The sequence below is a fragment of the Faecalibacterium sp. IP-1-18 genome (genome assembly GCF_023347355.1).
GTDB lineage: Bacteria > Bacillota > Clostridia > Oscillospirales > Ruminococcaceae > Faecalibacterium > Faecalibacterium prausnitzii.
This window is the reverse complement of the sequence record NZ_CP094472.1, coordinates 2,615,359-2,637,205: the sequence shown is the minus strand read 5'-3', so window position 1 is coordinate 2,637,205 and position 21,847 is coordinate 2,615,359. Positions and strand designations below refer to the sequence as shown.

Here is a 21,847-nt window from a genome sequence, read left to right as displayed (position 1 = left end):
CGGCTTATTATATGCAGATGGCGCAGGAAGCTGCGGCACAGATCACTGGCAGCAAAGAACAGTGGACAGCGTTTCTGACCACATCCGCGCGGCTTTATAAGTATCCCTTTGCGGAGCAGCTGATGATCTATAAGCAGAGGCCAGAAGCGACGGCCTGTGCAGAGTACGATCTCTGGAATGATCGGATGAACCGCTATGTGAAGCGTGGCTCCAAGGGCATTGCTCTTTTGGACATGCGCGGCGAGCAGCCGAAACTGCGGTATGTATTTGATGTGGCAGATACCGGAGAACGGAAGAATTCCCGACCGGTACAGCTCTGGAAAATGAATGCGGAGCATGAGCAGCCAATCATTCGCGCACTGGATGTAGCATTTGATGTTCCTGCCGGTGCTGGGTCTCTGGAAAATCATATCATGGAAGCGGCAGAACGCCTTGCAAGGGATTACTGGGAGGAAAATCGCAGGCAGATCAGTGACATCGTTGCAGATTCCTATCTGGAAGGATATGATGAACTCAACATCGGAGCTTCCTTTAAGAGAGCTGCCGCTGTCAGCATCGCATATTCCGTCTTTACCCGGACGGTGGGCAATGCAGATGACTATTTTGAGCACGAGGATTTTCTGGACATTTTTGATTTTAATACGCAGGCTGCCGCCAATGTGCTGGGAACTGCGGTCAGCGAAATGTCCAGCCAGATCTTCCGGGAAATTGAACGCACGATCCGAACCTATGAAAAAGACAAGCAGGCAGAAAGGAGCCAAAACTATGATGGAGCTGAATTACACGAAGAACGGCGATTACCTGATTCCGGATATCCAGTTGTCGGTGCAGGAACAGAAGCCTCTGGGCAAGTACGGGAGGATGCGCAGAGCGTTCCTGCAGGAGAACAACACGCTGCTGTACAATCACCTTATCCTGACCGAGAAGCTGTATCCGCACCTGTGGGAGATTCAGGAGACCGCGACCGCACGGATGGAGCAGATGATGGCGGAGCTTCTGAAAGCGAATCCGGCACCGGACAAGAAATCGAACCAAATGGCCTGGGTGCAGCACATGAACATGCTGAAAGCGCAGGCAGAGGAAGTCATTCTGACGGAACTTATCAACAGCTAAACTTTATGAGCCTGTTTCAGTCCGAGGCAGAGCAGATTCAGAAAATTGATGCGGCGGCAGAAAATGCAGCCAGAGAAGCGGAGAGCGAAAAGCCCTCCGCTTTTGTCATTTCTGAGGATGAAATCGACCGGATGTTGCGAGCAGGTTCTAATTTTGAGGGCGGAAAAATCCGTATTTATGCGCTGTATCAGCAGCAAGGGGACGCGAAAGAACGAGCTGCATTCTTGAAAGCGGAATACGGTCTCGGTGGCCACAGCTATACCTTTATGGATGGCAGTCGCGGTTTTGCCGATTATAACGGAAGAGGTATTCTGCTTCGCAATTATGACCATGACCGGGAAGTGCGACTCACATGGTCGGCGGTGGATAAGCGGTTAGACCGGCTTGTGGAAAATGATCAGTACCTGACCGCGCTGGAAATGGAAGAGTATCGGAAGCTGGAGCAGGAATACGGCGCGCCGCTTCCTATGCCGACTGCCGCCCATGTGTTTCCGCCAACGCCACCGGAACGCTACGATACCGGAAATGAGCATGTGGACAACATGCTGAATACGGCTGCGGATGTATATGCCCGGAGTGAACTGGCGGCACCACAGCGGTTTACCGTGATGGAGACAGACGATGGTTATGCGGTCTGGGATGATATTCAGGACGGCATTCATGTGGAGCCGGATGGCGTCAGCGAAGAGTTTACCAGCGAATGGGAGGCAGAGACCTACCGCCAGCAGTTGATTGAAAAAGTTCAGGAACGGGAAGCAAAAGACTGGCTCTATGTTGAACAGAGCAAGCAGAATTTGCAGCAGGACATTCCATTCCCAGATGTGGAATCCGAAGAAGTACAGGAATCGGCTCACGCAGAGACAGATCCTCTGGTACTGGAAATGCAGGAACACGCCAGCGAACTTTCCAGAGAGTCTGGCTATGCACCGGATGAACGGTTTGTGGTCACAATGACCGGCGAGAACTTTCCGGATTCTAAAGATGCGTTTGCCATCTGGGATTATGTCAAAGAAGAGTATTACGGATATTCGGACGGAAAAGTGCAGACATTTGCCGATTATGTGAGTGCATCAGAGGCGTTGCAGGAGATTCGCGGCAGGAACATGGAGGCTGAAAAAGAGCCTGCAACTGTGCAGCCAGAACCCGCAGCTCCGGTGCAGCCGGATTATCGCGTTGGCGATACGCTGTATCTGGACGGAAAGGCATTTACGATTGAAAAAGTCGGGCTTTTCGATGTGGAACTTCGGGACCCGGATTCCGTGTATCCGATCTTCCGCTCGGAAAGCAAGGAAAATCTGGCAAGAATTTTGGGGCATGAGGAAAATGTTCACCTGCACAATCTGGTGGTTGATCTGAATTCTGGAAAAAAAGAAGCGTTCCGGGCAGGGCATAAAGCAAAACATGCGGAGAACTACCGCATCAACAGCTTTCACCTCGGCGAAGGCAGTCCTAAGCAGAAATTCCGTGCCAACATGGATGCCATCTACACGCTGAAAGCCTTAGAAAATCAGCATAGGGATGCGACACCGGAGGAACAGGAAACGCTGGCCAATTATGTCGGCTGGGGTGGGCTGGCAGATGCCTTTGACGCAGAGAAAACTGCCTGGACAGGCGAATATAAGGAGCTGAAAGCAGCTCTTACGGAAGAAGAATATGCCGCAGCCAGGGCTTCGACTCTGAATGCGCATTACACCAGCCCTACCGTGATCCGTGCAATCTATGAGGCATTGGACGGTATGGGATTTGAGAAAGGCAATATTCTGGAACCGTCGATGGGTGTCGGCAACTTCTTCGGTATGCTGCCGGATTCCATGCTGGGAAGCAGACTGTATGGTGTGGAACTGGATTCCATCACCGGGCGCATTGCGCAGAAATTGTATCCGCAGGCAGAAATCAAGGTGGCAGGCTTTGAAACCACCGACCGGCGCGACTTCTATGATCTGGCCGTGGGCAATGTGCCCTTTGGCAACTACCGTGTCAGCGATAAGCCCTATGATAAACTCGGATTTTCTATCCACAACTATTTCTTTGCCAAGGCATTGGATCAGGTTCGTCCCGGTGGCATCGTGGCCTTTGTTACCAGCCGCTACACGATGGATTCCAAGAATCCGGACGCGCGAAAGTATCTGGCGCAACGGGCAGAACTCCTGGGAGCCATTCGACTTCCTAACAACGCATTCCGTGCCAATGCCGGTACAGATGTAGTGTCGGATATCATTTTTCTGCAAAAGAGAGACCATCCAATTGATATCGAACCGGATTGGGTGCATCTGGGGCTGACATCGGAGGGTATTACCCTCAACAGCTATTTTGTTGACCACCCGGAAATGGTGCTGGGTGAGATTACAACGGAAAGTACCCAGTACGGCAAGGAAGAATGTACGGTCATTCCGATTCCGGATGAGGATCTGGGAGACCAGCTGCATGAGGCTGTGCAGCATATCGGCGGTCACTATGAAGCGCAGGAGCTGGCACCGGAGGAAGAACTGTCCTTGCAGGGCGAAACCATTCCGGCAGACCCCAATGTAAAGAACTTCTCCTATGCGGTGGTGGATGGGGATGTCTACTTCCGTGAGAACAGCATCATGCGAAAGGCTGACCTTTCTGCGACAGCCACCGGCAGGATCAAGGGCATGGTGGAGCTTCGTACCATTGTGCAGGAACTGATCGACTATCAGCTGAACGATTATCCGGAGGACGCGATTGCCCAGAAACAGCGGGAACTGAATGTAGCCTATGACCGATTCGCCGATCAGTATGGGCTTATCAACTCCCGTGCAAATGCGCAGGCTTTTTCAGAAGATTCGTCTTATTATCTGCTCTGCTCTCTGGAAAATGTAGATGAAAACGGCAGGCTGGAATCCAAGGCGGATATGTTCACCAAACGGACGATTCGACCGGAACGGGCTGTTACCAGCGTAGATACTCCGGCAGAGGCTCTGGCAATCTCCATCGGAGAGCGCGGCAAAGTGGATTTGCCCTATATGTCGGAGCTTTTAGGTACACCGGGAGAATTTGAAAAAATCCAGCAGGAACTGCATGGTGTCATTTTCAAAGACCCGATGACGCAAGGCGGCGAGGAAACCGGCTGGGTGGCGGCTGATGAATATCTGTCCGGCAATGTCCGGGAAAAACTCCGCGTGGCAGAACTGGCTGCGGCTTCTGACCCTGCCTTTGCGGTAAACACGGAATATTTGAAGAAAGCACAGCCGAAAGACCTGGATGCGTCGGAGATTGATGTGCGCCTTGGTGCCACATGGGTCAATCGGGATTATATCCAGCAGTTTATGGAAGAAACCTTTGAACCGCCGTTCTATCTGCGCAGAAATATTGAAGTGAAATTCTCTCCCATGACGGCAGAATGGCAAATTACCGGCAAGAGTACACCGAGCCGGAATGATGTTCATGCCTATATGACCTACGGCACCAGCCGTGCCAATGCCTACCGAATTCTGGAGGATACGCTGAATCTGCGGGATATTCGTATTTACGATACCGTGGAGGATGCAGACGGCAAGCAGAAGCGGGTTCTGAATAAAAAGGAGACCACCCTCGCCCAGCAGAAACAGCAGGCCATTAAGGATGCGTTCCAGAACTGGGTGTGGAAAGACCCTTATCGCCGCGCGGAACTTGTGGAAAAGTATAACGAGCTGTTCAACAGCACTCGTCCCCGTGAGTATGATGGTTCTCATATCCGCTTTGGCGGCATGAATCCGGAAATCCGGCTGCGGGAACACCAGCAGAATGCCATTGCTCATGTGCTGTACGGCGGCAATACGCTGCTGGCCCACGAAGTGGGTGCCGGTAAGACTTTCGAGATGGCCGCTTCTGCTATGGAGGCAAAACGGCTGGGACTGTGCCAGAAATCCATGTTTGTCGTTCCGAATCATTTGACCCTTCAGTGGGCAAACGAGTTTCTGCGTCTGTATCCGAGTGCAAAATTGCTGGTGGCAAGCAAAAAGGACTTTGAAACTGCCCGCAGAAAGAAGTTCTGCGCACGAATTGCTACTGGTGATTACGATGCAGTCATCATCGGGCATTCCCAGTTTGAGAAAATTCCGGTGTCCGCAGAACGGCAGGAGCGGATTTTGACTGTCCAGATTGATGAAATCGAAAACGCCATTGCTGAGATGAAATCCCAGAATGGCGAACGTTTCTCCATCAAACAGATGGAAAAGACCCGGAAAGGATTGGAGGCGAGATTGGAGAAACTTCGGGCAACCGACCGAAAAGACGATGTGATTACCTTTGAGCAGCTGGGCGTAGACCGACTGTTTGTAGACGAAGCACATGCCTTTAAGAATCGTGCGAAACGTTGTGCATAAGCCCTTGTTGACAGCAAGGACGAAAAGCACCATGTGATTGCACTTAGCAATAAGAAAATATCACAGAGAACTTTAATCTCAAAATCAGGGGTGAAATTCCTCTGCCGTACAGAACCAATGTCGAGGAACAAAGTTCCAGAGAATAGGTCAAAATTCAAGACAGTACGAGAGCTAATACTCCACTGTGCGTTGCCACCTGTAAGTGTGCATTGTACAGAGCGTGGTGAAGGCGTAACCTGAAAACCTAAACCTCTGCAAAGAGGCATGGACAATAATGGTGCGGGCTTCCGAAACCCATGGCTATCCGTTAGGGAAAGCTATGCAGCATCGTAAGAGTTGACTCCATCCGAAAGGGTGAACCTTGGAAAAAGTGTGTGTGGCTGGTTTTTCCGTACACGCCCTGTGGGATGAAATCCCCATCAGGAACCGTGCAGCAACTGTGGTTCAAAGCACGGTTAGATTTTCCCGGTGTAAGGTAGCGGCCTAAGGGTTTCAGAATAAGGATAGAGATTAGGGAACGTTTGAGAGCCTATTGTTGGAGCGTTACAGCGCATTGAAAACAACAGGAAGTCAGCCGTATCATAGTAGTCTGGGCTGGGTAATGCCAGTCATACGGAATTGAAATATTCCATGGCGAAGGATACGAGTCAAATCGATTTGTAAATTTCACAAAACGAAAATCCTATAACTCCCTGAAAGATGGGTGACGAACTGCGAGGTGAAAACCTTGTGCATTTGAACGTCAGATTTTCAACGGAAACGGAACTTAAAAAGATTCAGGATTTTCTCTATGAGAAGTCCGGTCAAGGAGTATCGTTCACCGGTCTGGTGGAAGCGATGGCTAATGAAGTGACCATTGTAACTGCCGTCCACAATATCAAGTCCAACAAAGGCAGCAGAACTGCTGGCGTGGATAAGATAAAAATGGACAAATACCTTCAAATGCCCAAAGATGAGCTTATTTTATTGATTCAATCGAGTTTTCGCAACTACCGCCCCAAACCAGCCCGCCGTGAATATATCGAAAAGAGTAACGGCAAGAAAAGACCGCTGGGTATCCCCACTGTATTGGACAGGATCATACAGGAGTGCGTGCGTATCATTATCGAGCCGATCTGTGAAGCGAGATTTTATCCGCAAAGCTACGGCTTTCGCCCCTATCGGGCACAGAAACACGCAATCCGGGGTATCATCAATGTCATAAATGCTGGATGTAAATCGCCCGACCAACCCGTGTGGGCTATTGAGGGTGACATCAAGGGATGCTTCGACAATATCAATCACCGCCTGCTGCTCCAAAAACTCTGGAGAATCGGTATCCATGACAAGCGTGTGCTGAAAATTATCAGTCAGATGCTAAAAGCTGGATATATGGAAAATGACCTGTTTCATGCAACAGAGCTTGGTACACCGCAGGGAGGAATCCTCTCACCGCTTTTATCCAATGTTTATCTCAACGATTTCGATTGGTATGTTGGTCGTATGTATATGGAGCCGCACAGACAGTGCAAGCATAAAGGCAACGACACAAGGCGTTTGAAATGGGCTGGTGTAACGCCAAAGTACAATTATCGCTACGCCGATGATTGGGTGATTCTGACGTCAACGGAGAAGGAAGCACTCCGCTTGAAACGTGTCTTGACAAAATATTTTCGGAACAGAATGAAACTCGAATTGTCGCAGGAAAAGACCTATGTAACAGACCTGCGGACAAACGGTATACACTTTCTTGGCTTTGTGGTAAAGGCCGAACGAAAACGGAAAACTCCTGACCCGGCAACATGGACGAAACATCTGGTTGGAAAGCCGCTGCCGGATATGGAACGGTTAGGAAAGAAGATTAAGAAACTGCTCGAAGAAGTGCACCGCATAGAACTTTGTCAAAAAGTCAATGTGCAGGCTGCGCAAATTCAGTACGTCAACTCTGTCATTATGGGTATGGCACAGTACTTGCAGACATCCATCTGCTCTCATGCCTACCATGCGATAGACCGCAGAGTAAACAACGCTGCACTGACTGTATGGAAAAAGCTGTACCCCAAACGGTACAACTCCATGCAGGTGCCGCTGAAGGTGCTTTGCAATCTTCCTGACCGACACAAGGGCTACGACAGTAAGACATTTGCTGTATGGGTCGAAGGAAAATGGTTTGGTATAACTTATGCGTTCATCACGCATAGTCACTATGAACCCAAGCCATTTGACCAGAAAATGACGCCGTATACAGTGGAAGGGCGCAGACGGTATGTGAGCTATCGTGCTAAGCACAAGCCACTGCCATGTGACCGTCCATCCGTTAACTCCCCGAACGATATTGCAATGTCAGCATACGCAAAGGGAAGGATGAATTTTGAGTATTATATGAACCGGGAGTATGCTTACAGCAGGGACAAAGGAAAATGTAAATGCTGTGGAAATGCCTTCTCACCCGTGCTTCAAAAGCATTGTCACCACGTTAAAAACAAGCTTCCACTTGATAGAATCAATAAAGTGCCAAATCTGGTTTGGCTGTGTGAACCATGCCACCGCATGGTTCACAACAGTCCAATACCGCCTGAACTTGATGCAAAGACGGTAGGCAAAATCATGAAATACCGCGAAAAACTTAAACTGTGAAATTTACAACCACTCTGTGTCCGTGAGAACACAGCAGTGTTGAAATCTGAAGGAAGAAAGTAAATCGATTTGATGGTACGCCGGGTGCGCTGAAAGGTGCACGCCCGGCGTGAGGTGGGGGAAAACTTGGAGATTACTTCAAAAAGTTACCTATCACAACAAAGCAGACTACTCTGCGGACTGCTTCGCAGCCGCAGAGGTGCTGCACATTGTTCCTCTACACAAAAATGCGCAATGTTGCAGGCTTGTCCACATCGGAAGCGCAGAAATCTTCGGATATGTTTATGAAGTGCCAATATATGGACGAGTTGACAGGCGGGCGCGGCATCATTTTTGCGACCGGCACCCCGGTTAGCAACAGCATGACGGAGCTTTACACCATGATGCGGTATCTCCAGTACGGCACGTTGCAGCAGAAAGGGCTGACCCATTTCGACAGCTGGGCTTCTACCTTTGGTGAGACCACCACAGCCATTGAGCTGGCACCGGAAGGAACCGGATACCGGGCAAGAACAAGATTTGCAAAATTCTTCAACCTGCCGGAGCTGATGAATATGTTCAAGGAAGTGGCAGATATCAAGACTTCCGATCAGCTGCATCTGCCGGTGCCGGAGGCAAAATTTGAAACCGTGGTGGTGCAGCCTTCGGAGCATCAGCAGGCGATGGTGGCGGAGCTTTCGGAACGGGCGGCGGCTGTGCATTCCGGTGTGGTAGACCCGTCGGTCGATAACATGCTGAAAATCACATCGGATGGCAGAAAGCTGGGACTGGATCAGCGATTGATGAATCCGCTCCTGCCGGATGACCCAAATAGCAAGCTCAACGCCTGTGTGCGGAATGTGCTTCGGATTTATGAGGAAGGACAGTCGGATAAGCTGACCCAGTTGCTGTTCTGCGACCTCAGCACGCCGAAGAACGATGGAACCTTCAATGTCTATGAGGATATCCGCGCCAAACTAATTCAGTCCGGTGTGCCGGAAGAAGAAATCGCATTTATTCATGATGCCGATACTGAGGCAAAAAAGAAAGATTTGTTTGCCAAAGTGCGTACCGGACAGGTACGGGTATTGTTAGGTTCGACACAGAAGATGGGTGCAGGCACGAACGTGCAGGACAGGCTGGTGGCCGTGCATCATCTGGATGTGGGCTGGCGGCCTGCGGACATGACCCAGCGAAATGGTCGTATCATCCGTCAGGGAAACCGAAACAAAGAAGTGCAGGTTTATCAGTATGTGACGGAAGGAACTTTTGATGCCTACCTCTATCAGACACTGGAGAATAAGCAGAAATTTATCAGCCAGATCATGACCAGCAAATCTCCGGTACGTTCCTGTGATGATGTAGATGAGCAGGCTCTTTCCTATGCAGAGATCAAGGCACTTTGTGCCGGAGACCCGCAAATCAAGGAGAAAATGGACTTGGATGTAGATGTTGCAAGGCTGAAAGTATTGAAGGCGGATCATCAGAGCCAGCAGTACCGATTGGAAGATAAATTGATGAAATATTTCCCTGCGGAGATTGAGAAAACGCAAGGGTTCATCAAGGGCTTTCAGTCGGATATTCGGACGGTGGCGGCACATCCGCTGCCGGAAGAGGGGTTCTGCGGTATGGAGGTGAATGGCACACAATTTACTGAAAAAGCCGAGGCCGGTGAAGCAATTCTTGCGGTCTGTAAAGCCAATCAGAGTTTGGAGCCGGTGCCGCTTGGCAGCTATCGTGGTTTCAAGATGGAGTTGTCATATGACAGCTTCCAGAAAGAGTATCAGGTGCTGCTGAAAGGCGAGATGACCCACCGGGTGCCCATCGGCACCAGTGCTGCGGGCAATATCCAGCGTTTGGATAATGCTCTTGCCGGGATTCCTGCAAGGCTGGAGAAGGCGGAACAGCAGCTGGACAATCTTAGGAGCCAGCAGGAAGCTGCGCAGGCCGAGCTTGGAAAGCCGTTCCCCCAGGAGGCAGAACTGGCGGAAAAGAGTGCAAGACTGGCAGAACTGGACGCACTGCTGAATATGGATGACCGTGAAAATGATGATCCAGACCGTGAGAGAACAACGGAAAAGCCGTCTGTCCTGGCAGAGCTGCGTGACCGTGCAGGGCGCATTCCGCCGATGACACATCGAAATGATGAGGAGGTGGCACTATGAGTGTTCGGGAACACTGGATCAATGTCCGGGTAAACCCGGAAGAGCTGGCGAGGATTCGTGAAAAGCAGAAAGAATTGGGGATTCGGAATACCGGTGCCTATATGAGAAAAATGGCGATGGACGGGTACTGCGTAAATCTTGATTTGTCGGATGTGGCGCAGGTATCCACACTTCTTCGCCGATGCAGCAACAACCTGAACCAGTACGCAAAACGCGCCAATGAATCTGGAAGCATCTATGCGGAGGATATCCGGGATTTGCAGAAGCGACTGGATGAACTCTGGGAGATGCAAAAGCTGATCTTAAAGAGGCTTTCTGGTATTCGATGACGGCGCAAACGTGCGGAATTTCTATTGCACATGGCACAGATGAAACAGTCTGTGTCATTACATATTTTTTGCAGGTCTTCCTGTTGACATCGTGGTGTTTGACAAGCGGGTACGATAAAATGAAGATGAAAAGAAAAACGAAGGGGTGAAATCCATGAAGGTCGTATGTTTTTTGTTGAAGCTGGTGCTGAAAATCCTGTTGCTGCCGGTTGCGTTTCTGCTGCGATTTCTGTGCTTTATCTGGAATCTGCTGATGCAGCTATCCCTGTGGGTACTTTCGCCGGTTATGCTTTTCGTTCTTGGCTGCGGTATCTATTCGGTGGTTCGGGCGAGCTGGACGGATGTGTTCCTGCTGACCCTGATTGAGATGGGACTGTTCGCAGCTGCGGTTGGAGCGGGCGGCATCATGGAACTGATGGAACGGCTGTGCGAGTGTGTAGAGGATGTTTTGACAATTTGAGTTCAGGAGGGATTGGATGGATATTCAGTTTATGAAAGATTATTATGATTTGCGGTACGAGGAAACGGATGGAGAAAATCATTTTGTGGATGAGACTGCTTATCAGGAAAAACAGTCTGAGCAATCGAAGATGGAAGACCAGCTGATGGAGATGGTGGGAGGCAGCGAATCTAATGTGTGGAAGCTGTACGAAAGCATCATGTGTGTCTATTTCGATATGGAAGAGATCATCAAGCAGGCCGTTTATTTGCAGGGAGCTTATGACCGGGAACGGATGTTAAAATGAGAATAGTAGATTGGTAAGAGCTGCCTTCGGGTAGCTCTTTTTAGATGGAGGAATATGAAAATGGCGGCTACAAGACTAATTGCGCTGCATATCAATAAAGGAAAGACGGTAGCGCAGTGTCTGGCTGACCGTACTGATTATTCTGAGAATGCAGCAAAGACGGAAGATGGAAAATATATCAGCGCGTATGCCTGTGATGCAAAGACCTGTGATGAAGAATTTCTGCTTTCCAAACGGCAGTATGAGCATATTACCGGTAGAACACAGGCGCATGATGTGATTGCATATCAGATTCGACAATCCTTTAAGCCCGGAGAAATCACGCCGGAGGAGGCGAACAAGGTTGGGTATGAGACAGCCATGCGATTCACCAAGGGAAAACACGCATTTATCGTGGCTACCCATGTTGATCGCGCGCACATTCATAACCACATTATTTTTAATTCGACTACATTAGACTGCACCAGAAAATTCCGAGATTTTCGCTTATCCGGTCTTGCGCTGGCAAGGCTCAGTGATATCGTCTGCCTGGAACATCGGTTGTCGGTCATTGTCCGAAAGCCCTACGGGGAGCGGAAGAAGAGAACGGAATACCCGGAGAAAAAGTCGCAGCGGGATGAAATCTGTGAGGCCATTGATGCAGCATTGGAAAGAAAGCCAAAAGACTTCCAGGAACTGATTGGAATTTTGCAGGAAGCAGGGTACGAGTATAAAGAGGGAAAACAGCCTGCCCTGCGGGGGAAAGGCCACGCCAGATTTGCTCGTTTCCGTTCTCTTGGTAAAGGATATTCGGTTGAAGAACTCTGCGAAGTGATTGCCGGGAATGCGGTTCATAAAAGTAAATTTGCAGAGAAAAACCGCACAAGCGCACGGTCGGCGCAGGTGCATCAGAAGGCGGAGTTGTCGTTCCTTATTGATGTCCGTGCCAAAATGCAGGCGGGCAAAGGCGCAGGGTATGCGCGCTGGGCGAAAGTCTTTAATCTGAAGCAAATGGCAAAAGCCATGATGTTCATGGAAGAGCATGGAATCAAGAGCTATGCAGAGCTGAAAGAACAGGCAGATGGAATTTCTGAAAAATGTGATGCGCTGCTGGAATCTGTAAAGGCAGATGAGGCACGGATGTCGGAAGTGTCGGTGCTGCGAAAGCATCTAATCAATTATGCCAAGACAAAAGATGTTTTTGCCGCGTATAAAGCATCCGGCTACAATCGGGAGTTCTATGAAGCCCATCGGGATACGCTGGCCTTGCGCAGCGCAGCGAAAAAGGCGTTCGATGCCTATAAGAAAGAGAACGGTTCTGACAAAAAGCTTCCACGCATCAGCGAGCTGAACGCAGAGTATGCGATGCTTCTGGAACGAAAGAAAAGCTCCTATGCAGAGTACCGCAGGACCAAATCGGAAATGCAGGATTGGCTTGTGGCACAGAAGATTGTGCAGGAAATTCTGAAAGAGGACGAACAGAAGAAAGAGCAGCTGCATGAGCAGGAAGTACGGCAGGAAGAAGAAAATAGACAAAGCAGTCGATGATGGAAAGTCCGGTGCAGTGTGGGCGTAATGCTCATGCTGCACCGGGCCTTTTTTCTTTGGCAGGAACTGCCGTTAAAGCATCCGGAACGGATGCGCAGCCCGATGCCGCAGGCAGCGTTCTATGGGGATTGGGGAGTTTCCCCAACAAGCAGAAAATCGCTTTCGTGTCACGAAAGCCCTGCTTGCAGAAGAGTGGGTTCTAAAAAAATCGTTCAAAATTTGGAAGAACTTTCGATTGATTTTGTTCGTTTCTTGGAGTAGAATATAAATGAGAAATTTTAACTTGCTGCGAGTGACTTTAGACATCGAAAAAGAGGTTCCGTATGGATTTCATGACGATTAAGCAGGCTTCTGAAAAATGGGGCATCTGCACAAGGAGAGTACAGACATTATGCACGGAAGGGCGAATTGATGGTGCCGAGCGTTTAGGCCATCAGTGGGTCATTCCTATTAACGCCGAAAAGCCGAAGGATGCCAGAATCAAAAGCGGCAAATACATTAAAACAAAATCCGGAAATGGAGAGAACGAAGATGGAAAGAAAACCGTATAGTGCCGGAGCAGTGAAATTTTCGTTCTGGTTCATGGAATTTCGGAAAACCGTGCAGCTTTTGAGCGAGGGTAAGAGCTTTGCGGATATTAAAAAGTTGAATGAAGAGACAAACATCTATGGTGCACCGACAAAACTACGAGCGCAGCAGATTTATTCTACCGTAACAGCCCGTATCAAGACATTAGATGAAAGCTTTTATCCAATCTTTTTGAGCAGTGATCTTGCTACACAAAAACTATTTGTGCTGACTGCGGCTCTTTTGCATGACACGCTGTTCTTTGATTTTGTGTATGAAGTAGTGCGGGAAAAAATGATTCTTGGTTCCGATGAGCTGACGGATGCAGATATCCGGATATTTTTCAAAAATAAGCAGGAACAGAGTGAGAAAGTGGCTTCTCTTCAAGACTATACGCTGCGCCGCCTCGGTTCCTGCTATAAAACGCAGCTTTATGAAGCGGGGCTTTTAGAAAGCAACCGGGCAAACAGCACAAGAAAAATACTGAAGCCAATTCTTGATATTGCATTTGAGCATTGGCTTTATGACCATGATCTTGGCATCATGGTAAAAACACTGACGGGGGTAAGATGAAATGGATTTAAGCCAAAGACTGGACGAGATGGAGCTTGCAATCCATAAGCCATCTTTCCGAAAAGGAACAGGCCGCGCAAATGAGGTCAACTATTGGGTGTTTGATTATCCACCGGAAAAGGAACTGGAAGTTCGGGAGCGTGTAGAGTATCTGAAAAATAAGAATGACCGGGGCGATGATGATTTTGAGCTTGTGGTCTTTGACCTGTATGATATCATCATTGACTTTTTGGAAAAGAAAAACTTTATGGAAAAGTGCTATGACTTTGAAAAAAAGCGAGGAATCGAGCGTATCGTCAAGGCAGTGACCAACTCCATGAAGGTGAATGACGATGACAGCCTGATCGTGCAATATATCAAAGAACATACGCCGGAGAATGCAGTCGTGTTCTTAACCGGTATCGGCAAGTGCTATCCGATTTTGCGCTCCCACAAGGTGCTTAACAACTTGCATCAGGCATTTGTGCGCTGCCCGGTCGTGATGTTCTTTCCGGGAACCTATAATGAACAGGAGCTGATTCTGTTCAATGAGATTAAAGACGATAACTATTACCGTGCATTCCGACTGGTAAAGTAATGGATGGAGGAAACTGTTATGCAGATCAAGGACATGTTCCGAAAGAAAATTGACCGTGAGATACAGGGCGTTATCATTGTCGGTCAGGGTGAAGAAACAAATGTAGCGCAGGAGCTGGAAGAGTACGTTGTGACCCGTGAGCTTCAGCGTCATTTTGCGGATTTCTTTGCAGCATATAAAAAAGGTATTCAGGGAACCACACCGAAAATGGGTGTCTGGATTTCCGGCTTCTTTGGAAGTGGTAAATCTCATTTCCTGAAAATCCTGTCCTATCTGCTTCAGAATAAACAGGTCGGAGACAAACATGCCATCGACTACTTTATCGAGGATCAGAAGATTACCAATCAGATGGTGCTGGCAGATATGCAGCTGGCAGCAAACACCCCATCGGACGTAATTCTTTTCAATATTGATTCCAAAAGCGATTCTAATGGCAAAGAAAATAAAGATGCCATTGTGAACGTATTCCTGAAGGTTTTCAATGAGATGCAGGGCTTCTGCGGTTCCATGCCGCACCTTGCTGACCTGGAGCGCAGGCTTTCCGAGGAAGGACGTTTTGAAGAGTTTAAGGAAAAGTTTGAAGAAGAGTATGGCGATCCGTGGGAAAGCTCTCGTCAGGACTTCGATTTCATTCAGGATTCCGTTGTCGATGTTCTTTCTGACATGGATTTCATGAGCGAATCAGCTGCCCGTAACTGGTGCGAGAAAGCAACCGAGAGCTACCAGATCAGCATTGAGGATTTCGCCAAGCGTGTAAAGTCCTATATTGATAAAAAAGGGAACAACCATCATGTTGTCTTCCTTGTGGATGAGATCGGCCAGTACATTGGTGATGATTCTAAGCTGATGCTGAACCTTCAGACAGTGACGGAAGAACTGGGCAAGGAATGCATGGGCAAGGCTTGGGTAATCGTAACGAGCCAGCAGGATATCGACTCCATTACCAAGGTGAAGGGTAACGACTTCTCCAAGATTCAGGGACGTTTCGATACACGTCTTTCTTTGTCCTCTGCCAATGTGGACGCTGTTATCAAAAAGCGTATTCTGGATAAGACAGAGACCGCAGCACAGAGCCTGCGTCTGCTTTATGACCAGAAAGCAACCATCATCAAAAATCTGATTGTCTTCAACGACGGCGTGGAGAAAAAACTGTACGCCAACGCAGAAGATTTTGCAGAGGTTTATCCTTTTGTTCCATACCAGTTTAATTTGCTTGCCAGTGTGCTGACCAGCATCCGTACCCACGGTGCATCCGGTAAGCACCTGTCCGAAGGTGAACGTTCCATGCTGGCTCTGTTCAAAGAGTCTGCCATGCAGCTGATGGACGATGAGATGGGAGCAATCGTGCCGTTCTATCGATTCTATGATGCATTGGAGAATTTTCTCGACCACAGCCACAGCAGCGTGATCATCCGCGCCTATGACAACAGCTATATCAACCCGGAAAAGAAGGAAAAAGATGTCTTTGCGATCAATGTGTTGAAGACCCTTTTCCTGATTAAATATGTTCTGGAGATCGAAGCCAATGTAGACAACATCGTCAGCCTGATGATTACCAGCATTGACGATGATCGCATCTCTTTGAAAGCACAGGTGGAGGATGCACTGAAAGTGTTGATGCGCCAGATGCTGATCCAGAAGAATGGCTCCATCTATGTATTCCTGACCGATGAGGAACAGGAAATCAACAACGAAATCGAAAAAGAAAATGTGGAGATGCCGGAGGTCATCACGAAGATTGCGGAGATGATCTATGAGGACATTTTCTCCAGTAAGAAGTATCAGTACCCCAGCTTTGGTGGGCGGTATGCATTCTCCTTCAATCAGACAGTGGATGACCGCCCCTATAAGGCAAACCAGAATTACGATATCGGCCTCCGTGTGCTGACCCCGTGGTATGAGGGCGGCACCGATGATGGTACGCTGCGCCTGCTCTCCGGCCAGGGCAAGGAAGTCCTTGTGGTTCTGCCGAATGATGATGCGTTCCTGACGGAAATGCGGGCATACTTGAAAATTGAGCGGTTCCTGCGCAAGAATACCTCTGTGCAGCTTGCCAAGTATGAGACCATTAAGGAAGCAAAGCGCGTGGAGATGCGGGAACGCAACGGTAACGCCAAGCTTTATCTGACGGAAGCTCTGAAAGAGGCTACCATCTATGTCAATGGCGATATGCTGCACACCTCCGGCAAGGAAGTGACCAGCCGCATCAACGAGGCTATCGGACGACTGGTGCAGACGGTTTACCACAAGCTGTCCTATATTGATGCAGCGATGGGTGAAGCAGACATCCGGAAGATGTTCAAGACCAGCAACCAGCTGTCGCTGGCACTGGGAGATACCGGAGAATCCAATGTTCACGCACTGGATGATGTGCTGCAATTTGTGGCAGGCAATTCCCGGATGCACATGAAAACTTCTATGAAAACCATCAAGGATCGCTTTATGAAAGCACCCTATGGCTTTGTGGAAGATGACATCCATTGGCTGGTGGCACGTCTCTTTAAGCGTGGAGATCTGTCCTTTACGGTCAACGGTGAGAGCGTCAATCTGAACAACCGCTCCGAAGAAGAAATCATCGGCTACATCACGAAGAAGCAGTTCGTGGATAAACTGCTGACGGAAGTGCGCGTCCGTGTGCCGGAAAACCAGAAAAAGGCCGTCCGCACCGTGATGAAAGAGCTGTTCAAGGTGGCACCGCCTGCCGATGACGAAGATACCATCATGAAGAACTTCCAGCATTACTGCGAGAATCGAATCACCGAGATCGAGCGGCTGGAACCAAAATATGAGAATTACGCCTATCCCGGAAAAGAACTTCTGGAAAAGGGCAAGAAGCGGCTTTCCGCACTGGTGCAGATTCAGGCACCGCTTGAATTCTTTAAGACCGTATTTGACGAGCAGGATGATCTGATGGATTTTGGCGAGGACTATGAGCCTATCCGTGATTTCTTTGGCGGTGAGCAGCTGACCATCTTCACCCGTGCGCTGGATATGCTGAATATCTACGAGGACAGTAAGACCTACATCGTGGATGCAGAACTGGAAGACGTGGTGGCCAAGATGCGCACCATCGTCCGGATGCCGAAGCCCTACAAGGAGATTCCGAAGCTGCCAGAGCTGCGCGAGAAGTTTATGAACTGCTATATGCGCATTCTGGAAGAGCAGGCAGAGCCGGTCAAAGATTCCATCAATCAGGATCGGAACCGTGTCTTTGAAGTGCTGAACACCAAGCCCTATAAGGATGCGAAGTTCAACCGTTATCTGGAACTCTTTAAGGAGATCATGGACGGTGCGGAGCACTGCAACAATGTTTCCACTCTGCGCAGTTATGCAGATAAGGCGGAGGCACTGAAGCTGCGCCTGCTCAACGAGATGAACGCAGAGGACATTCGCCTTGCGAAGGAGGCAGCGGCAAAGGCCGAGGCAGAGCGTAAGCGTCAGGAAGAAGAGGCGGAAAAGCGCGGCGAGACCGTGAAACCGGCAGAAAAGTTGGCAGAACCGCAGCCGGTATATAAGGTGCGCACCACGAAGAATGTTTCCATCAAGACGGTTGCCAAGACTGCATCGTGGCGGCTGGAAAGTAAGGATGATGTTGATAAATACCTTGCTGCATTGCGTGAAAACCTGCTGAAAGAGATGGACGAAGATACAATCGTCAACATTGAACTATAAATGACAGGAGGATTGGCTCCATGAACAAAGCAGCCATAAAGAATTTTGCGATCTGGGCGCGGAATAAGCTGATTGCAGATGTCAGCTATGATGCCCGCCTGATCGGTATTACGGAGGACGGCATTGCAAAGCCGTTGCCGCAGAGCTTCGGCGGCACTCAGTTCTTCGATATCGGCACTGCAGAACCGTATTCGATTTCCGGCGAGGCCGTGCGCCAGCGTGACAAGCTGATAGAGGTCATCCAGCAGAAGGAAAAGGATACCGACTACAAAACCGCATATCAGTATGTGATCGAGGAGGTTGCCTATACATGGTTTAACCGCCTGATCGCCATCCGTTTCATGGAGGTCAATGACTATCTGCCTTCCCATATTCGAGTGCTTTCTTCCGAGAGCGGAAAGTTGGAGCCAGATCTGGTCACGACACCGTTTGACGCAGAGCTTCCCTTCACTGCGGAGGAAGAAGCTCAGATTTTCCAGCTGAAGCAGGACAATAAGCTGGACGAAGTGTTCCGCATCCTGTTCCTGAAACAGTGCAACGCCCTGAACGAGATTTTGCCAGCGCTGTTTGAAAAGACAAAGAACTACACCGAGCTGCTGCTCAGCTTGTCCGTTATTGACCAGGATGGTGTAGTCTATCACCTGATTCACGATATCCCGGAGGATGACTTCAACATCGAGCGCGGCGGTCAGGTGGAGATCATCGGCTGGCTGTACCAGTATTACAACACTGAGCCGAAGGCCGCTGCCTTTGCCAAAAGCGGCAAGATCACCAAAGAGGAAATCCCTGCCGTGACCCAGCTGTTTACCCCGGACTGGATCGTTCGTTACATGGTGGAAAACAGCCTTGGCCGTCTGTGGGTGGAAGGACACCCGGAATGCGACCTGAAAGAAAACTGGAAATACTATCTGGAAGAAGCACAGCAGGAGCCGGAGGTGCAGGTAAAACTGGCAGAAATTCGCAAAGAGTACGCTGCCCTGAACCCAGAAGATATCAAGCTCATTGACCCCTGCATGGGTTCCGGTCATATCCTGGTATATGCTTTTGATGTGCTGATGCAGATTTACGAGAGTGCCGGCTACAGCCAGCGTGATGCTGCAAAGAGCATTCTGGAACATAACATCTACGGTCTGGATATTGATGATCGTGCCTATCAGTTGGCGTACTTTGCCGTGATGATGAAAGCACGGCAGTACAACCGCCGTATCTTAAACGGTGAGAACACCTGCCATGTCTATGCCATTCAGGAGAGCAACAGCATCAACCGTGCACACCTGAAATATTTCGGCGCAGGAATGGACGATATCGAGAAGAACGCGGCCAAAATGCAGCTGGAAGGTTTGCTGGACACCCTGACCGATGCCAAGGAATACGGCTCTATCCTGAATGTGGAGAGCTATAACTGGGATTTGCTGCGTCGGTTTGTGGCAGCGGAAGATACCGACGGTCAGATCAGCATGGACAGCGTGGGCGTGGAAGATACCGCCGAGCAGCTGAACCGACTCATTGATATCGGTGAGACGATGGCACGGAAGTATTGGGTTACCTGCACGAATCCGCCCTATGCTGGAACCAGCAAATTGGATAAAAGAGTAAATGCTTTTCTGAAAGACAATTATGTGGACAGCAAAGCTGACCTATACGCTGTTTTTATTGAACATTGCAAGGAAATGATCGTAGCCAATGGATTTCAAGCAATGATAACACAACATTCTTGGATGTTCCTAGCAACATTTGAGAAATTGCGCAAGAAGATGCTTCAGATGGATATAGTTAATATGGCGCATTTGGGAGCTCGTGCGTTTGAAGAAATTGGTGGTGAAGTTGTTCAGACTGTGGCATTTGTACAGAGAGAAAGTTATGTGCCAGAGTATAATGGTAGTTATTGTCGGTTAATCAGTGCAACTACACCAAAAGGAAAAGAAGAATTATTTATAAAAAAAGATACGCTGTATACTGCTAACCAAGCAGATTTCAAAAATATCGCTGGAAGCCCTATTGCATACTGGACAAGTTCTCACGTGTTCAAATTGTTTTCAGAGGATTGCTTGAGAAGCCATATTGATGCGCGAAATGGTATGTCTACTACAGATAATAATAGGTTTCTACGATTTTGGCCGGAATGCAGCTTTGAAAAGATTGGATTCTCGTCTAAATCGGCTGAGCAGGCAAAAGTAAGTCAAAAGAAATGGTTTCCTTATAATAAAGGTGGAGAGTTTAGAAGATGGTATGGTAACAATTCGTATGTTGTTAATTGGTTTAACGACGGCGAGGAAATGAAGAAATGCGTAACGGAAAATTATGGAAGCTACAGCAAGGAACTGAGAAGTGAAGATAAATATTTTGCAGAGGGAATTTCTTGGTCTGCATTAAGCTCTGGTAACATATCAATGCGTTATTCGGAACCGGGATACATTTTTGATAGTAAGGGCTCTAAAGCATTTATGCGTGATGAAACGAATGTTTTTTTGATTCTATCATATTTGAATTCTTGCGTAGCACAACATTTTTTGGGAATTTTATCCCCAACCTTAGACTACAATAACGGGAACATTGAAAAACTTCCATATATTTCCACTAAAAACGATGATGTTATTATTGACTTGGGAATTGATGCAGAAGAGCAAAGCAAAGCCGATTGGGATTCTTTTGAAGTCTCTTGGGACTTTAAGAAGCACCCATTACTCCGCAACGTTTCCACGATTTACGAAGCCTTTACCCTGTGGCAGTCAGAATGTGAAGACCGCTTTAACCAGCTAAAAACCAACGAGGAAGAGCTGAACCGCATTTTTATTGACATTTACGGCTTACAGGACGAGCTGACCCCGGAAGTGGAAGATAAAGATGTGACGGTGCGTAAGGCCGACTTGCAGCGGGATATCAAGAGTCTGCTCAGCTACGCCGTGGGCTGCATGTTTGGCCGCTACTCGCTGGATGTAGAAGGATTGGCCTATGCAGGCGGCGAGTGGGATAGCAGCAAATACCAGAGCTATATTCCGGACGAAGATAATGTTATCCCTATCACCGATGAAGAATATCTGGACGATGATATCGTATCGCGCCTGTGTGCATGGCTGAAAGCGGTGTATGGTGCAGATACGCTGGAAGAAAACCTCGATTATATCGCAAAAGCCCTTGGCAATAAGGGCAGCACCAGCCGGGAGATTATCCGTAACTACTTCCTGAACGATTTCTTCAAGGATCACTGCCAGACCTATTCTGTTACCGGTTCCGGCAAGCGTCCGATCTACTGGCTGTTTGACAGTGGCAAGCAGAACGGCTTTAAGGCACTGGTTTACCTGCACCGCTATACGCCGGATACCATCGGCAACCTGCGTATCGACTACCTGCACAAAATGCAGCGCGTGTACGAATCTGAGATTAACCGGATGCAGGATATGATGGATCACAGCGGGAATGCCCGCGAGGTGGCAGCAGCCTCCAAGCGCAAGGATAAACTTGCCAAGCAGCTGAAGGAATGCCGGGAATACGATGAGAAGATCAGCCATCTGGCACTTTCCCGTATCGAGCTTGACCTTGATGACGGCGTAAAGGTCAACTACCGTAAGCTCCAGACCGCCCAGGACGGCAAGTTCTATGAGGTGCTGGCAGACAGTAAGAATATCATGGTGAAAGAAAAGAAATAAGAAAAATGACC

General features: G+C 48.8%; 11 protein-coding genes and 2 pseudogenes. All 13 read left to right on the top strand.

Features of this window, described 5'->3' with window-relative positions:
• Window positions 1-375 precede the first annotated feature (375 nt).
• The 13 genes and pseudogenes from MTP43_RS14525 (at window position 376) to pglX (ending at window position 21,836) form a co-directional block, all read left to right on the top strand.
• Window positions 376-1,113 (top strand): TnpV protein, encoded by a 738-nt coding sequence (locus MTP43_RS14525; RefSeq protein ID WP_330370210.1) that lies wholly within the window; start codon window positions 376-378, stop codon window positions 1,111-1,113.
• Between the two features lie 1,403 nt (window positions 1,114-2,516).
• Window positions 2,517-5,417: pseudogene (locus MTP43_RS12505) on the top strand (DEAD/DEAH box helicase family protein); the annotation flags it as partial.
• 720 nt (window positions 5,418-6,137) lie between these two features.
• Window positions 6,138-8,054 carry a group II intron reverse transcriptase/maturase gene (gene ltrA, locus MTP43_RS12500; RefSeq protein WP_242960739.1) on the top strand — a complete coding sequence of 639 codons (1,917 nt, stop codon included), beginning with the start codon at window positions 6,138-6,140 and terminating at the stop codon, window positions 8,052-8,054.
• A 209-nt stretch (window positions 8,055-8,263) separates the two neighbouring features.
• Window positions 8,264-10,198, top strand: a pseudogene (locus MTP43_RS12495) (helicase-related protein); the annotation flags it as partial.
• Window positions 10,195-10,527 (top strand): plasmid mobilization protein, encoded by a 333-nt coding sequence (locus MTP43_RS12490; protein ID WP_002576391.1) that lies wholly within the window; start codon window positions 10,195-10,197, stop codon window positions 10,525-10,527. The pseudogene MTP43_RS12495 and the gene MTP43_RS12490, both read left to right, overlap by 4 nt.
• A 154-nt stretch (window positions 10,528-10,681) precedes the next feature.
• Window positions 10,682-10,987, top strand: a complete 306-nt coding sequence (locus MTP43_RS12485; RefSeq protein ID WP_154265984.1) for a hypothetical protein — start codon at window positions 10,682-10,684, stop codon at window positions 10,985-10,987.
• A 16-nt stretch (window positions 10,988-11,003) separates the two neighbouring features.
• Complete coding sequence (locus MTP43_RS12480; protein ID WP_005929869.1) at window positions 11,004-11,273, top strand: hypothetical protein; 270 nt, start codon at window positions 11,004-11,006, stop codon at window positions 11,271-11,273.
• Between the two features lie 54 nt (window positions 11,274-11,327).
• Window positions 11,328-12,800: a relaxase/mobilization nuclease domain-containing protein gene (locus tag MTP43_RS12475; protein ID WP_005929866.1), complete on the top strand. Its 1,473-nt coding sequence runs from the start codon at window positions 11,328-11,330 to the stop codon at window positions 12,798-12,800.
• A 323-nt stretch (window positions 12,801-13,123) separates the two neighbouring features.
• Window positions 13,124-13,351 carry a helix-turn-helix domain-containing protein gene (locus MTP43_RS12470; RefSeq protein WP_005929859.1) on the top strand — a complete coding sequence of 76 codons (228 nt, stop codon included), beginning with the start codon at window positions 13,124-13,126 and terminating at the stop codon, window positions 13,349-13,351.
• Window positions 13,332-13,940, top strand: coding sequence for a DUF1819 family protein (locus MTP43_RS12465; protein ID WP_007882141.1), 609 nt, complete (start codon window positions 13,332-13,334; stop codon window positions 13,938-13,940). The genes MTP43_RS12470 and MTP43_RS12465 overlap by 20 nt, the downstream gene beginning before the upstream one ends.
• A gap of 1 nt (window position 13,941) precedes the next feature.
• Window positions 13,942-14,517 (top strand): DUF1788 domain-containing protein, encoded by a 576-nt coding sequence (locus MTP43_RS12460; RefSeq protein ID WP_005929853.1) that lies wholly within the window; start codon window positions 13,942-13,944, stop codon window positions 14,515-14,517.
• 18 nt (window positions 14,518-14,535) lie between these two features.
• The gene (brxC, locus tag MTP43_RS12455; RefSeq protein ID WP_249234870.1) at window positions 14,536-18,189 is read left to right on the top strand and encodes a BREX system P-loop protein BrxC; all 3,654 of its coding nucleotides are present in this window, start codon (window positions 14,536-14,538) and stop codon (window positions 18,187-18,189) included.
• A 20-nt stretch (window positions 18,190-18,209) separates the two neighbouring features.
• Window positions 18,210-21,836: a BREX-1 system adenine-specific DNA-methyltransferase PglX gene (gene pglX, locus MTP43_RS12450; protein WP_007882137.1), complete on the top strand. Its 3,627-nt coding sequence runs from the start codon at window positions 18,210-18,212 to the stop codon at window positions 21,834-21,836.
• Window positions 21,837-21,847: the final 11 nt, after the last annotated feature.